Origin of the sequence: Dactylosporangium sp. NPDC049742, from assembly GCF_040674675.1 — a bacterium.
GTDB lineage: Bacteria > Actinomycetota > Actinomycetes > Mycobacteriales > Micromonosporaceae > Dactylosporangium > Dactylosporangium maewongense.
On record NZ_JBFANF010000008.1, the window covers coordinates 185,871 to 198,484 of the forward strand.

Annotated in this window: 15 protein-coding genes; 6 read left to right on the forward strand and 9 right to left on the reverse strand. The window is 74.2% G+C overall.

Going from position 1 to position 12,614, the window contains the following annotated elements:
- Positions 1 to 68: 68 nt before the first annotated feature.
- Both AB0J72_RS13685 and AB0J72_RS13690 read right to left on the reverse strand, forming a co-directional pair.
- A complete protein-coding gene (locus AB0J72_RS13685) occupies positions 69 to 632 on the reverse strand; it encodes a hypothetical protein (protein ID WP_363398404.1) in 564 nt (187 codons plus the stop codon).
- 19 nt (positions 633 to 651) lie between these two features.
- Complete coding sequence (locus AB0J72_RS13690; protein ID WP_363398406.1) at positions 652 to 876, reverse strand: hypothetical protein; 225 nt, start codon at positions 874 to 876, stop codon at positions 652 to 654.
- Between the two features lie 148 nt (positions 877 to 1,024).
- Between AB0J72_RS13690 and AB0J72_RS13695 the strand changes: the two genes are divergently transcribed.
- From AB0J72_RS13695 to AB0J72_RS13710, 4 genes are read left to right on the forward strand one after another with little or no spacing between them, the layout of a single operon-like run.
- Positions 1,025 to 1,654: an aspartate/glutamate racemase family protein gene (locus tag AB0J72_RS13695; RefSeq protein ID WP_363398407.1), complete on the forward strand. Its 630-nt coding sequence runs from the start codon at positions 1,025 to 1,027 to the stop codon at positions 1,652 to 1,654.
- 38 nt (positions 1,655 to 1,692) lie between these two features.
- Positions 1,693 to 2,529: a siderophore-interacting protein gene (locus AB0J72_RS13700; RefSeq protein ID WP_363398409.1), complete on the forward strand. Its 837-nt coding sequence runs from the start codon at positions 1,693 to 1,695 to the stop codon at positions 2,527 to 2,529.
- On the forward strand, positions 2,526 to 3,314 hold the full coding sequence (locus AB0J72_RS13705; RefSeq protein WP_363398411.1) for a hypothetical protein: 789 nt from the start codon (positions 2,526 to 2,528) through the stop codon (positions 3,312 to 3,314). The genes AB0J72_RS13700 and AB0J72_RS13705 overlap by 4 nt, the downstream gene beginning before the upstream one ends.
- Before the next feature lies 1 nt (position 3,315).
- Positions 3,316 to 4,044 (forward strand): hypothetical protein, encoded by a 729-nt coding sequence (locus tag AB0J72_RS13710; protein WP_363398413.1) that lies wholly within the window; start codon positions 3,316 to 3,318, stop codon positions 4,042 to 4,044.
- Positions 4,045 to 4,057: 13 nt separating this feature from the next.
- On the opposite strand, the gene AB0J72_RS13715 is transcribed toward AB0J72_RS13710, so the two are convergent.
- The 7 genes from AB0J72_RS13715 to AB0J72_RS13745 form a co-directional block, all read right to left on the reverse strand.
- Complete coding sequence (locus AB0J72_RS13715) at positions 4,058 to 4,795, reverse strand: GntR family transcriptional regulator (protein WP_363398526.1); 738 nt, start codon at positions 4,793 to 4,795, stop codon at positions 4,058 to 4,060.
- Between the two features lie 70 nt (positions 4,796 to 4,865).
- Positions 4,866 to 6,362: an alkaline phosphatase family protein gene (locus AB0J72_RS13720; protein ID WP_363398415.1), complete on the reverse strand. Its 1,497-nt coding sequence runs from the start codon at positions 6,360 to 6,362 to the stop codon at positions 4,866 to 4,868.
- A gap of 41 nt (positions 6,363 to 6,403) precedes the next feature.
- Entirely contained in the window at positions 6,404 to 7,798 is a 1,395-nt protein-coding gene (locus tag AB0J72_RS13725) for an MFS transporter (protein WP_363398417.1), read from the reverse strand.
- Positions 7,776 to 8,387 (reverse strand): winged helix-turn-helix domain-containing protein, encoded by a 612-nt coding sequence (locus tag AB0J72_RS13730; RefSeq protein ID WP_363398419.1) that lies wholly within the window; start codon positions 8,385 to 8,387, stop codon positions 7,776 to 7,778. Before AB0J72_RS13730 ends, AB0J72_RS13725 begins: the two co-directional genes overlap by 23 nt.
- Before the next feature lie 81 nt (positions 8,388 to 8,468).
- Positions 8,469 to 9,074 (reverse strand): response regulator transcription factor, encoded by a 606-nt coding sequence (locus AB0J72_RS13735; protein WP_363398421.1) that lies wholly within the window; start codon positions 9,072 to 9,074, stop codon positions 8,469 to 8,471.
- Positions 9,071 to 10,714 carry a histidine kinase gene (locus tag AB0J72_RS13740; RefSeq protein ID WP_363398422.1) on the reverse strand — a complete coding sequence of 548 codons (1,644 nt, stop codon included), beginning with the start codon at positions 10,712 to 10,714 and terminating at the stop codon, positions 9,071 to 9,073. The genes AB0J72_RS13735 and AB0J72_RS13740 overlap by 4 nt, the downstream gene beginning before the upstream one ends.
- A gap of 15 nt (positions 10,715 to 10,729) precedes the next feature.
- Positions 10,730 to 11,071: a hypothetical protein gene (locus tag AB0J72_RS13745; protein ID WP_363398424.1), complete on the reverse strand. Its 342-nt coding sequence runs from the start codon at positions 11,069 to 11,071 to the stop codon at positions 10,730 to 10,732.
- Between the two features lie 156 nt (positions 11,072 to 11,227).
- On the opposite strand from AB0J72_RS13745, the gene AB0J72_RS13750 reads away from it, so the two are divergent.
- Together AB0J72_RS13750 and AB0J72_RS13755 are read left to right on the forward strand one after the other, a co-directional pair.
- Positions 11,228 to 11,422 (forward strand): hypothetical protein, encoded by a 195-nt coding sequence (locus AB0J72_RS13750; RefSeq protein ID WP_363398426.1) that lies wholly within the window; start codon positions 11,228 to 11,230, stop codon positions 11,420 to 11,422.
- A 16-nt stretch (positions 11,423 to 11,438) separates the two neighbouring features.
- Positions 11,439 to 12,554 carry an epoxide hydrolase family protein gene (locus tag AB0J72_RS13755; RefSeq protein WP_363398428.1) on the forward strand — a complete coding sequence of 372 codons (1,116 nt, stop codon included), beginning with the start codon at positions 11,439 to 11,441 and terminating at the stop codon, positions 12,552 to 12,554.
- Positions 12,555 to 12,614 lie beyond the last annotated feature (60 nt).

The following is a 12,614-nucleotide window of genomic DNA, read 5'->3' on the forward strand; positions in this document are numbered from 1 at the left end:
CCAATACGTCCTCATGCCAAGTTTTGACATGAGCTTGACAAGGGCACAGCAGGACCGCCGGGGCCTCGTCAGTGGTAGAAGCCGACGATGCCCTTCTGTTCGGCGGCGGCGGTCGCGGTCCAGGCGGCGACGGCGCGCGCCTCGTCCGTCGTGGCGGCCTTCAGCGGCTCGGCGGCGGCGGCGACCGCGGCGGCGGTCCAATAGCCGATGGACGGGAAGTCGTCCGGCGACGGGAAGCTGACCGGCGCGCCGCGGAAGATGAGATCCGACATGGTGATCGTGGCGCCGGTCGCCTTCAGGGCCGGGTCGACCGTGCTGTCCAGATAGGACGACGGGCACGGGTAGAACAGCGAGTTGTCCAGGAAGCGGCCGGAGAACTCGACCATGTACTTGAAGCCGTAGCCGTACAGGTGGCCGGGCAGCGTCTTGTCGCCGCCCATGACGAGGTGCTCGATCGCGGTGAAGACCGACGGCTCGCCGCGGTCGTTGGAGCAGTCGAGGTCGTCGTTGAGCCGGGCGATGTCGGTGCGGAACCTGCCGCAGATCGCCCGCCGTGCCTGGTTGTCGCCGCTGCCGCACAGGGCGGCCAGCCTGTCGATGTCGACCCGGTAGGCCATCACGCCGTACCCCATGGAATCCCCCTCTGTCCGTTTACGTCGTCTCGGGTGGCAGTGCGGTCACCACCGAGTACGCCTGGCCTTCGCCGAGCTCCCACTTCGGCTCGACGGCGCAGCCGTCCTCGAACGGCACCAGGTGCTCAGGGGCGCCGGTCGTCCACGTCGCGTGGCGCATCGCGTCGAACAGGGTGCCGTCGGACGCCGACAGGGGGCGCCGGAGCAGGAGCCCGAACGCCTTCGCCAACTCGTCGTCGAGCACCGGGCGCATCGTAGCGGTCCCGCCGTGCCGCGGCGGCGAGGGCGCCATCGCGGCAGGGGAAGGCCGGGCGCGGAGCCGCCGGAGACGGGCATGACTCCGGCGACTCCGCTGCGAACAGCTTGACAGCAATCGTGGAATGCTGGGGGGCGTGCCGATCATCGGGTTCCTGCACACCGCCGACGTCCACGTCGCGACGTTCCGCACGCTGCTCGCCGGTGTCGCACCCGACGCGGGGGGCCTGCACGTCGTGGACGCGGCGCTGCTGGAGGACGCGCGGGCCGGCGTCGACGTGGGGGAGCGGGTCGCGGCGCGCCTGCGGGGCCTCGCGGCGGACGGCGCGGACGTCATCGTGTGCACCTGCTCCACGATCGGCGGGCTCGCCGAGACCGTCGACGCCGGCGTGCCGGTGCTGCGGGTCGACCGGCCGATGGCCGAGGCGGCGGTCGCCGGGGGAGGCCGGGTCGCGGTCGTGGCCGCGCTCGCCTCGACCCTCGCGCCCACGACCGGCCTGCTGCGCGAGTGCGCGGCGCTGGCCGGTGTGACCGTCGAGATCGTCGAGGCGCCGTGCCTGGACGCGTGGGCGCTGTTCGAGTCGGGGGACCTCGACGCGTACGTCCGGCGGGTCGCCGAGCACGTCCGGGCCGTCGCCGCGACCGCCGACGTGGTCGTCCTCGCCCAGGCGAGCATGGCCCCGGTCGCCGACCTCGTGCCGGACCTGCCGGTGCTCAGCAGCCCCAGGACCGCCGTCGCCCGCGCCGCCGCCGTCACCCCGACCTGACCTGCGGGGAAGATCCGCCGGGCGTATACCGTGGACGGGTGACGGCAGAGCGACCCGCCCGGCGGGCACCACAGGCACACACGGGGCGGGTGGTCCGCACCGAGCGGCTCACCCCGAACATGCACCGCGTCGTGCTCGGTGGCGAGGGTCTCGACAGGTTCGACGCCGGGCAGTACACCGACCACTACGTGAAGCTGATGTTCCCGCCCGCCGGCGTCGTCTACCCGAGCCCGTTCGACGTCGCCGCGATCCGCGAGCAGCTGCCCCGCGAGCAGTGGCCCGTCACCCGCACGTACACGGTGCGCGACTGGGACCCGGTGACGCGGGAGCTGACCCTGGACTTCGTCATCCACGGCGACACCGGTCTCGCCGCCCAGTGGGCGGTCGCCGCCCACCCCGGCGACGAGCTGTCCTTCGGCGGCCCCGGCGGCAAGTACGCGCCGGACCCGGCCGCCGGATGGCACCTCCTCGCCGGCGACGAGAGCGCCCTGCCGGCCATCGCCGCGGCCCTGGAGCGCCTTGCCCAGGACGCCGTCGTGGAGGCGTTCGTCGAGGTCGCGGACGCCCGTGAGGAGCAGAAGATCCCCGGCATCACCTGGCTGCGCCGCGGCGACCGGCCCGTCGGCGCGGCGCTCGTCGAGGCCGTCACGGCCGCCGAGTGGCGCGGCGACGACGTCCACGCGTTCGTCCACGGCGAGGCCGGCTTCGTCAAGGAGCTGCGCCGCTACCTGCGCCTCGACCGCCGGGTGCCGATGGAGCGGCTGTCGATCTCCGGGTACTGGCGCCTCGGCCACGACGAGGACGGCTGGCAGGCGTCCAAGCGCGACTGGAACACCCAGGTCGAGGCGGAGCAGGAAGGCGACCGGCAGCAGTGACCCTGCTGCTGAAGCTGCTGCTCGCCCCGCTCCTCGTCGTCGCCTCGTCCCTGGCCGGCCGCCGCTGGGGCGCCCCCGTCGCCGGCACCCTGGTCGCGCTGCCGATCGTCGCCGGCCCGATCCTGCTCGTCACCTGCCTCGAGCAGGGCCCCCGGTTCGGTGCCCGGGCCGCGTCGTCGGCGCTGCTCGGCCTGGTGTCCCTCGCGGCGTTCACGGTCGTCTTCGCCTGGTGCTCGCGGCGGGCCGGCTGGGTCGGCTCCCTCGCCGTCGCCTGGCTCGCGACGCTCGCCCTGGACCTGGCCCTCGCGCGGCTGACCGTTCCTCCGTTCGCGGGTTTCGCCATCGTACTGGCGGCGGCCTGGCTCGCCCTCCGCGTCTTCCCGGCGGCACCAGCCTCGCCCCCGGAGCAGCCGCCGTCCTGGCCGTGGTGGGACCTGCCGGGGCGGGCCCTCGCGACCGCGGCCCTGGTCGTCACCGTCACCACCGCCGCCGACACGGTCGGCCCGTCGTTCACCGGCGTCCTCGCCCCGTTCCCGATCGCCACCAGCGTCGTCGCCGCCTTCGTCCTCGCTCAGCAGGGCACCGACGGCGCGGTCCAGACGCTGCGCGGCGTCCCCCGCGGCCTGCTCGGCTTCGCCGTCTTCTGCCTGCTCGTCGCCGTCCTCGTCGAGCACATCGGCACCCCGGCCACGTTCGCCGTCGCCCTTGCCGCGACCCTGGCGGTGCAGCTCGCCTGGCGCTGGACCCTGTCCCGCCGCGCCGAGCCCGCCCTGGCGTCGGGCTGACATGCTCTCCGCCCGCGCCCAGCGGTTCCTGGCCGAGCACGCCACCCGGCACCCTCCGATGCCCGAAGCCGCGATCCGGGCCGCCGCGGGAGACCTGCCCGGTGACGCCGTCGAGGCGCTCGTGCGGTTCGAGGCGAGCTACGGCGGCCTGCGGTACCCGGTCATCGTCGGCAACCCGATGGACCACGGCCTCGACGGCGAGGTCGCTGTCCACGACACGCCGCTGGGCCCCGCGTTCGCCGGCATCGTGGACGGCGACTGGACCTGGGGCGTCGACGTGCTGCTCGACGGCCGCACGGCGATGGACCTGGGCGAGTGGCCCTACCGCGTCATCGACCGCTCCGTCGACCAGCGCATCGAGAAGCACGCGCTGCTCGCCGAGGTCCGGCAGTGGCCGCACCGCACGTACACCTGCCGGACGCCGCCACACGTCGCACCGGTCACGGACGAGCGGCTGCTGCCGCCCTCGGTGCCCGAGGCGAGCGGCCCGGCCGACCTGTGGTGGCGTGACGACGGCACCGCCGTCGAGGCGACCCTGCACGCCTGGGGCGGCCGGCATGACCTGTGGACGGTCCGGCACTTCAGCCGGATGCTGCACCTGGCGCACCACGCCGATCCCGTCGTCTACGTGGCGATGGGCCATGAGACGGTCCCCGCCACCTGGTGCTCCATTTGTTCCGAACATGTCCCCCCGGAATGGACGTGCCCGCTGACGCCGGACTCGCCCTGAACGTCCGGCGGGCTCAGGTCGCGCGGAGGCGGGTGACGAAGCCGATCCGGTCGCCGCGGTAGAGCGAGCGCACCCGCTCGATCGGCACGCCGCCGGCGTCGTAGGAGACGCGTTGCATGAGCAGCATCGGCAGGGCGGGGTTCGCGGCGATGAGCAGGGCGTCCCGCGGGGTGGCGAGGACGGTCTCGATGCGTTCGGTGGCTTCGGCGTACGAGATGCCGTAGCGCGTCCGCAGGTGCCGGTAGAGCGACCCGGTGGCGTCGAAACCGTCCATCAGCCCGGGGAAGCGGCCGGCGGGGAGGTAGGTGCTCTCCAGCCCGAACGGCTCGTCGTCGGCCAGCAGCACCCGCTCCAGGTGCAGCACCTCGTCGTCGGGCGCGATGCGCAGGTCGCCGGCGAGCGCGGCGCCCGCGGGGATCCGCTCGGCGGTGACGACCCGCCGGCCCGGCCGGTGCCCCGTCTCGCGCAGCGCCTCGGTGTACGACACCAGCTCCAGCGGCTGGATCAGCTTGGGGGCGGCGACGAACGTGCCACGGCCCCGGTAGGCGCGCAGGCGGCCCTCCAGGGTCAGCTCCGAGATCGCCTGGCGCAGCGTGGACCGGGCCACCCCGTAGGCGGCGGCGAGGTCGCGCTCGGCGGGCAGCAGCGCCCCTTCGCCCAGCTCGGCGAGGAGGTTGAGCAGCTGGCGCTTGACGGCGTAGTACCTCGGGACGCGGCCGTGCTCGGGGACGCCGCCGTGGACAGCGCTGATCGTCGCCCGCCGGCCCTACCCGCCGTGCGCGGGGCCCTCACGGCCGTCGTGAGGGCCCCGCGGGCAGGGGCTACGCGATGCGCAGGTCGTCGATCGCCCAGTACCAGTTGTTGTTGGCGTCGTAGTAGCGGAACTTGACGACCATCCGGGTCGCCCCGGCCGGGACCGTCACGGGCAGCGACTCGACCTTCGCCCGCGCGTCGGCGCTGTACCGCTTGACGAGCACGTCGGCGCCGCCGTTGAACGACACGAGGACGTCGGCCTTCTGGGCGCCCTCCTGCCGGTAGTGGGTCACGTAGTTGAGCCGGACCGTGCTGCCGGCGGTCACGGTGTAGGACGGGGACAGCAGCGTCGAGTCGAAGCTGGTGCCGCCGGCCTTGTCGTTGAACTCGTCGGAGTCGGCGACGGCGAAGACGCCGCGGGTGCGCAGCGCGTTCTCCCGCTCCTGGCCGCTCTGCGCCCGGCTCCAGAACTCGTCGGTGGTGAAGCTCCAGCCGCGCCACTCGGTGACCCCGCCGGACGGCATGCGACTGCGGTCGACCGACCAGCCGGCCGGTGCGGTCGGCGTCCAGCCCTTGAGCGTCGCCGGGATGCCGGTCTCGTCGACCCGCGTCTGCAGCGACGGCGCGAGGGTGTCGAACGCGTCAGTGGCCCGGACGGAGACGGGCTTGCCGTCCAGGGCGGCGCTCACGCCGAAGTGGCCGAGCGCGGTCGAGGCGACGTCGGCGAGGCGGGTGTCGACCGGCCGCGCGCCGGCCGCGACGCCGGTGCCCTTGGCGAGGACGAACGTGCGGCGCTCGTCGATGCCGCAGCCGCCGTGGCCGCCGCCGGGGTTCGCGTGGCCGTGGTCGGTGGTGACGACGACCAGCCAGTCCTCGCCGCTGTACGTGGGGCGCGCCGCGATCGCCGCGAGCAGCTGGCCGAGCTGCTGGTCCTGCTTCTCGATCGCGGTCCGGTACGCGGTGCCGGTGCCGCTGGCGTGCGCGACGACGTCGGTGTTGCCCAGGTAGACGAAGGACGCGTCAGGGTTCTCGTTGCGGAGCCGGTTGACCGCGTCGGTGGTGATCTTCGCGTCGGCGCTGACGTAGCCCTCGGCGTCGCCGTCGAACGTGACGCGGGTGTCGATCGCGGTGCCGAACGTGCCCTGCGTGTGCAGCACCGCCCAGTCGACCGCCGAGTAGGTGCGGTAGCCCGGGTCGGCGCGCTCCAGGCGGGTGAGGAAGTCGGGGTAGGTCCCGTACTGCTTGCCGGCGAACGTGTTGTCCTTCACGCCGTGCTTGTCGGGGAACACGCCGGTCGCGATCGTCGACCAGCCGGGCCCGCTGGAGGAGGCCGCGACGCCCGGGCAGTACACCAGGCTCTCGCCGAGGGTGCCGCCGGCGGCGAGGGCGTCGAGGTTGGGCGCGTTCGCGGCGACCACGGCCGCCCAGTTGAGCCCGTCCATGCCGACGACCAGCAGCTTCTTGACGGGCGCGGCCGCGTGCGCAGGCGCTGCGGTGGTGCCGAGCGCGGCGCCGGTGAGCGCCAGGCCGGTGGCGAGGGCGCCGGCCAGGATCGATCGTTGCATCGAAAACCTCCGAATCTGGGTCGCGTCGCAACGCATCGAAATCAATCAGGATGAACGGTATCCCCCCGGCAGGCGGGCTCCCGGATAACAGGTCCGGACCAATTCGCGTTCTCGGCAGGTGTACGAACTGTCGCCCCGCCGGTCGCGTCGCCGGATGCGACGGGGTGCGGCTTCGCGGGCCGCGGCGGGGCCGTCGCGGTCGCGGGATGCGGCTCGGCGGGGGTCGCGGTCGCGGGGTGCGGCGGGGCCGTCGCGGTCGCGGGATGCGGCTTCGCGGGGCGCAGCAGGGCGGTCGCGGTCGCGGCGGCGGCGAGGTACAGCAGGGCCTGGCCGTTCAGCAGCGGCACGACGCCGAGCCGGTCGGCGAGCAGGCCCGCGGCGAGCATGCCGGCGCCGCTGCTGCCCTCGAAGACCGCGCCGAACACCCCGAACACCTTGCCCCGGGCGCCGTCGGCGGTCTCCTGCTGCAACAGGCTCACCAGCCCGGTGATCATGACGACGCCGGGCGCGCCGACCAGGATGAACAGTGCGACGTACACCGGCAGCGCCGTCGTCACGAGCGGCCCGTTCCACACCGTCAGCGACAGCAGGCCGAAGGCGCCGGCGCCGGCGGCGATCAGGGTGCCGGGCGCCGGCGTGCGGCGGGCCGCGGCGAGCAGCAGGCCCAGCGCGATCGCGCCGATCGCCTGGACCCCGCGCAGCAGGCCGGTCTCGGCCGCGCCGCCGCCCAGCTCGCGGGCGACCCACACGACGAACAGCACGACGAAGATGCCCTGCGCGGTGCCGCAGAGCGCGGCGACCCCCAGCGCGGACCAGACCCGGCGCCCGCCGAGGCCGCCGCCGCCCGGGGTCTGCGGATCCCTGGCCTCGCGTGCCCCGCCGGCGACGCCCGCGATCAGCAGGCCCGCCGCGAGGAACGTGACCAGGTCCACCGCCACGATCACGGGCAGCCCGCTGACCGCCAGGAGCAGGCCGCCCAGCGGGCCGCCCACCAGCCGGCCCGCGTTCTGGCCGAAGCCGAGCAGGGCGTTGGCCGGCACCAGCTCCGCGGCGGGGATCAGGGTCGGCAGCAGCGCGTTCCTGGCCGGGCCGAACACCGCGAGCGCGGCCGCCTCGACGGCGATCACCGCGTAGAGGATCGGCAGGTCGCCCCGGTCGTGGACGAACAGCAGCGGCAGCAGCGCGGCCGCCTGGACCGTCACGACCGTGACCAGCAGCCGGCGGCGGTCCCACCGGTCGGCGAGGTGCCCGGCGACGGGGCCGAGCAGGACCGCGGGTGCCAGCTCGATCAGGAACGCGAACGACGTCTGCAGGGACGAGCCGGTCAGCTGGTACACCAGGATCGGCAGCGCGACCAGCAGCAGCCAGTCGCCCGAGTCGGAGATCAGGCCGGCGAGCCAGAGCCGCCGGAAGTCACGGTGTCGCAGCGGCCGCATCGGGCCCCTCCTCGTCGTCGCGGATGAGCGGAAAGCCGTGGAAGCCCAGGTGGGCCATCTGGGCGCCGTCCGGGGCGTCGTCGCGGGTCGCGGCGATGTACGGGCGGACCAGCGCGTCGATCTGGTCGCCGAGGACCCGCAGCTCGTCCGGGGTGACCTTCAGCGTGTAGAGCCCGTAGTGGTCGGCGTCCCGCCACTGTGCGGGGGCGCTGTCGCGGCGGGCCAGCCAGTCGTGCACGAGGCGCTGGTCGCGCTGGACGCTGAGGGCGGCGATCGTGGCCGCCTGCCGACCCTCCGCGGAGTCCGGGTCGGCGTCCGGCTGCACGGAGAAGCCGGTGACCAGGGCGCGCCAGGGCCGCTCGCGCCCGTCCCGCTCGCTCGTGTCGTCCGGCGCGACGAGGCCGGCCTTGGCCAGGGCGCGCAGGTGGTAGCTGCAGTTGGACGGGGTGTCGCCGACCGCCCGCGCGCACTGCGACGCCGTCGCCGGGCCGGTGGCGATGAGGTGGCTCAGCAGCTCGTAGCGCACCGGGTGGGCCAGGGTCCGCAGCTCCTCCGGCTCGCTGAGCGTCCGCCGCGCTTCTCTGCCCACCGTGTCCTCCAACTCCCTCAACTCTGAAAGTGTCTTTCAGGGTGCCACAGATCGATGCGATGTGAAAGAGTCTTTCAGACTTCAGATCCAGCCGGTCTCGGTCGCGATGCGGATCGCGTCGACGCGGTTGCGGGCGTGCAGCTTCGTCGCGGCGGACGTCAGGTGGTTCCGGACCGTGCCGACCGACAGCACGAGCGCCGCGGCGATCTCGGTGGCGGAGGCGCCCTGCGCGGCGAGCCGCAGGATCTCGATCTCCCGGCCGGTCAGCGGGTTGCCGGGCGTCTCCCAGGCGACGACGGCGAGCTGCGGGTCGATGACCCGGTGCCCGGCGGCGAGCCGGCGGACGGCCTCGGCGAGCCGCTCCGGCGGGCTGTCCTTGAGCAGGAACCCGCCGATCTGCGCGTCCAGCGCCCGGCGCAGGTCGCCGGGGCGGGCCACCCCCGTCATCAGCAGGCAGCGGCAGCCCGGCAGGCTGGTGCGCAGCTCGATCGCGGCGCTGAGGCCGTCGCGGCCGGGCAGGTTGAGGTCGAGCACGGCGACGTCCGGCCGGGTCCGCAGCGCCTCGGGCACGATCGCGGCGCCGTCGTGCACCTCCGCCACGACGTCGAAGTCCGCCTCCAGCCGCAGCAGCGCGACGAGCGCGCCCCGCACCAGGTGCTGGTCCTCGGCGAGCAGCAGCCTGATCATGCCCGCACCCCGGCGGCCGCCACCGCCCGCAGCTCCGCGGCCGCCTCCCGCGCGAGCGCCAGCGCGGTGCCGAGCCTGCCCCGGTCGACCACCCCGACCGCCTCGGCGGCCGTCGCGGACGGTTCGACGGAGGCTTTGGTGGCCCGCTCGCCCGAGACCGCACCGACGGGCCCGGCGGCCGTCGCGCCGTCCCGCTCGGCGGACATTGCGGGCGGTTCGACGGAGGCTTTGGCAGCCCGCTCGTCGGAGACCGCGCCGATCGGCTCGGCGGACGTGGCGCCGGGCAGCGTGTCGGCGGCGGCGGCGAGGAGCTTCACCACGCCGCGGAGGCGTTCGGTGAGGCGGTGCCCGACCTGGTCGGCGAAGCGCAGCCGCTCCCGGGCGACCTCGGCGGCGGCGAGCATCGCCTGGGCCCTGGCGAGGGCCGCGGCCAGCAGCGGCACCTGCGCGAGAGCGAAGACGGCAGTCGCGTCGTCGATGTCGGCGGTGACGTGGTAGGCGAGCGCCGCGAAGTCGAGGCCGCCGTCGAAGGCCAGCAGCACCTCGGTCGTCAGGATCGCGGCCGCGAGCACGACCCAGGTCCGGCCGCGGACCAGCAGCAGCACGGCGGCGCCCACGTAGTGCCGCATCACCCAGTCGCCGGGCGGGTAGAGCAGGAGCGGCGCGTACGCCAGCAGCAGATGCGCGGCGAGCACCGCCCGCCACCGGCGCGGGGTCCCCGGCCCGGTCCGGGGCCGGCACAGGTGCCACAGGCTGACCCCGAACAGGGCCGCCAGCAGCAGGAACACGCCGTCGATCGAGGCCGGGGGCGCCTGGGTGAACGCGAGGGCGAACAGGACCGCGAGGGCCGCCGCGCACACCGCCGGCCGGAACGGCGTCGCCGGGGTCCGGCCCGTGAACCGGTGCACCGGCAGCGTCGCGGTCAGCCGGTGCCGGTCACCGTCGGCGGCGACGTCGAGACGGCCGCCGAACGCGGCGAGCCGCTCCGCGAGACCGGCGAGGCCGGTGCCGCCGGCGCTCGCCGCGACAGGCCCGGCGGCGCGGCCGTCGTTGGCCACCGTGAGGCGGACGGTCCGCCAGCCGCCGGCGACGGTGATCTCACAATGGCGGGCGGTGCTGTGGCGCAGCACGTTGGTGACGGCCTCGCGCAGGACCGTGGCGAGGACCGCGTCGGCCGGGGGCGGCAGCGGCGGCACGGCGCCGGGCGCGTCGAGCCGTACACCAGCCGCCATGAGCACCGGACCGACGGCGGCCAGTTCGTCGGCCAGCTTCAGGTCGTGCGGCTGCCTGGTCAGCGTGTGGATCTCGGCGAGCGCCGCCGACGCCTGCGCGCCGGCCTCGGTGACCTCGCGGCGGGCCTGCCCCGGGTCGCCGCGGCGGGCCAGCTCGAGCTTCAGCACGATCGCCGAGAGCCGGAACCCGAGCACGTCGTGGGCGTCCCGCAGGAGCCGCCGCCGCTCGCGGGCCACCTCGATCGCGGCGAGACGCGCCTCGGTCGCCGGCATCTGCGTCGCCAGGCCGAACAGCCAGGCCATCACGGCGCAGAGGAAGCCGAGCGTCGCGATGGCGAGCAGGTTGTACAGCGACGCGGAGAGCGAGTGGTAGGCGTGCCAGGTGATCGGCGCGGTGGACGCCGACACCAGCAGGAACCAGATTCACGAGTGCGGCGGGCGGAGCCGGATCAGGCAGGTCCCGGCGAGGAACGCGGTCAGCGCGCGCAGCGAGTCGAGGTGCGGCCACACCGCCAGCGGCAGGTACGTCAGCACCGCCTGCACCGCGAGCGCCCGCGGCCACCACGGGCGCGCGACGCCGAGGACGTTGCGCGCCAGCAGGAACCCGTGCGCCGCGAGGATCGCCAGGCCGCCCACCAGCTCCGGCAGCGCCTCGACCGACGACGCGAGATCCAGGGCCAGGACCGAGACCACGCCGCTGCCGAGGACCGCGACCACGCCCCTGGCCAGGCGGGGCGCCGCGACCTCGGACCGGCGCTGCGACACGCGACCACCACCTCCCCCCGCCAGGACCGTGAGTTTCTCATGGTCCGCCCCGGGAGAAGTGGCCAACCCTGCGCGGCCGGCGGCGTGAGAACACCACGCCCCAGGTCGTGATCGCCGCACTGTCCCGGGCGGCGGCCCGCTGCGAGGCTCGGCGTCATGGATTTCGTGCTGTTCCTCGTCCTGACCGTCCTGCTCTGCGGCTGGCTCGACCAATCGCCGACCACGAAACGTCAGGCCGCCCGCGCTGCGTCCCGCCGCCTCTTCGTTCATGCCGTCGTAGATCAGGACGGAAGCTGTCCGCATCTGCGACCAGACTGTGTTGCAGCGGGCGGTGACGCCCGAAGCCGATGACCGAGGAGTGCGCGCGATGGGCAACGAGATCACCCCGTTCCGGATCCACGTCGACGAGGCGGAGCTGGACGACCTGCGCCGCCGGCTCGCCGGGGTCCGCTGGCCGGCGCAGGTGCCGGGGGTGGGCTGGGAGCGGGGCGTGCCGGTCGAACACCTGCGGGAGCTCGTGGACCAGTGGACGAAGTTCGACTGGCGCGCGGTCGAGGAGCAGATCAACCGGCACCCGCAGTACACCACCCGCATCGACGACCAGGACATCCACTTCCTGCACGTCAGGTCCCCACACGACGGCGCGCTGCCGGTGCTGCTGGCGCACGGCTGGCCCGGTTCGTTCGCCGAGTTCCTCCAGGTCATCGAGCCGCTGACCAACCCCGCCGACCCGGCCGACGCGTTTCACCTGGTGATCCCGTCGCACCCCAACTTCGGCTTCACCGGACCGGCCTCCGCCGGCTGGGACGCCCGGCGGATCGCCACCGCGTACGCGGAGCTGATGGCCCGGCTCGGCTACGACCGCTACGGCGCGCAGGGCGGCGACTTCGGCGCGTTCATCGCCCCCGACCTCGGCCGCGTCGCCCCCGAGCACGTCGTCGGCGTGCACGTCAACGCCGCGACGGCCGGCTTCATCCCGTTCGGCGGCCTGCCCGAGGGCACCGTGCTCACCGACGCCGAGCAGGCGCGCCTCGACCGGATGCAGCGCTTCCTCGACTCCGGGAACGGCTACTTCCAGATCCAGGCCAGCAAGCCGCACACGCTCGGCTTCGGCCTCGCCGACTCACCCGTCGGGCAGCTCGCCTGGATCGGCGAGAAGTTCCACGACTGGGCCCACCCGGCCGGCTCGATCGACGCCGAGCACGTGCTGACCCACGCGACCCTCTACTGGCTCACCAACACCGGTGCGTCGTCGGCGCAGATGTACTACGAGTCGATGCACACCCACAACTGGCCGACCCCTTCCACGGTGCCGACCGGCGTGGCGAACTTCGCCGAGGACATCGCGATCCGCCAGTTCGCGGCGCAGTTGAACAACATCACCCACTGGGCCGAGTACGACCGCGGCGGCCACTTCGCGGCCCTCGAGGTGCCCGACCTGTTCGTCGACGAGGTCCGCACCTTCTTCCGTACCGTGCGCTGACTCGTCGCTCTCTCCCGGCCCCGCGGCCTGGTTTCGCTGTCCGAATTGCCGTCACTGGAG

Excerpts from the sequence above, each read along its gene's own strand:
- AB0J72_RS13685 (WP_363398404.1), bottom strand. The coding sequence starts at position 632 with ATGGGGTACGGCGTGATGGCCTACCGGGTCGACATCGACAGGCTGGCC.
- AB0J72_RS13750 (WP_363398426.1), top strand. The coding sequence starts at position 11,228 with ATGGATTTCGTGCTGTTCCTCGTCCTGACCGTCCTGCTCTGCGGCTGG.
- AB0J72_RS13735 (WP_363398421.1), bottom strand. The coding sequence starts at position 9,074 with ATGATCAGGCTGCTGCTCGCCGAGGACCAGCACCTGGTGCGGGGCGCG.
- AB0J72_RS13710 (WP_363398413.1), top strand. The coding sequence starts at position 3,316 with ATGCTCTCCGCCCGCGCCCAGCGGTTCCTGGCCGAGCACGCCACCCGG.
- AB0J72_RS13720 (WP_363398415.1), bottom strand. The coding sequence starts at position 6,362 with ATGCAACGATCGATCCTGGCCGGCGCCCTCGCCACCGGCCTGGCGCTC.
- AB0J72_RS13755 (WP_363398428.1), top strand. The coding sequence starts at position 11,439 with ATGGGCAACGAGATCACCCCGTTCCGGATCCACGTCGACGAGGCGGAG.
- AB0J72_RS13725 (WP_363398417.1), bottom strand. The coding sequence starts at position 7,798 with ATGCGGCCGCTGCGACACCGTGACTTCCGGCGGCTCTGGCTCGCCGGC.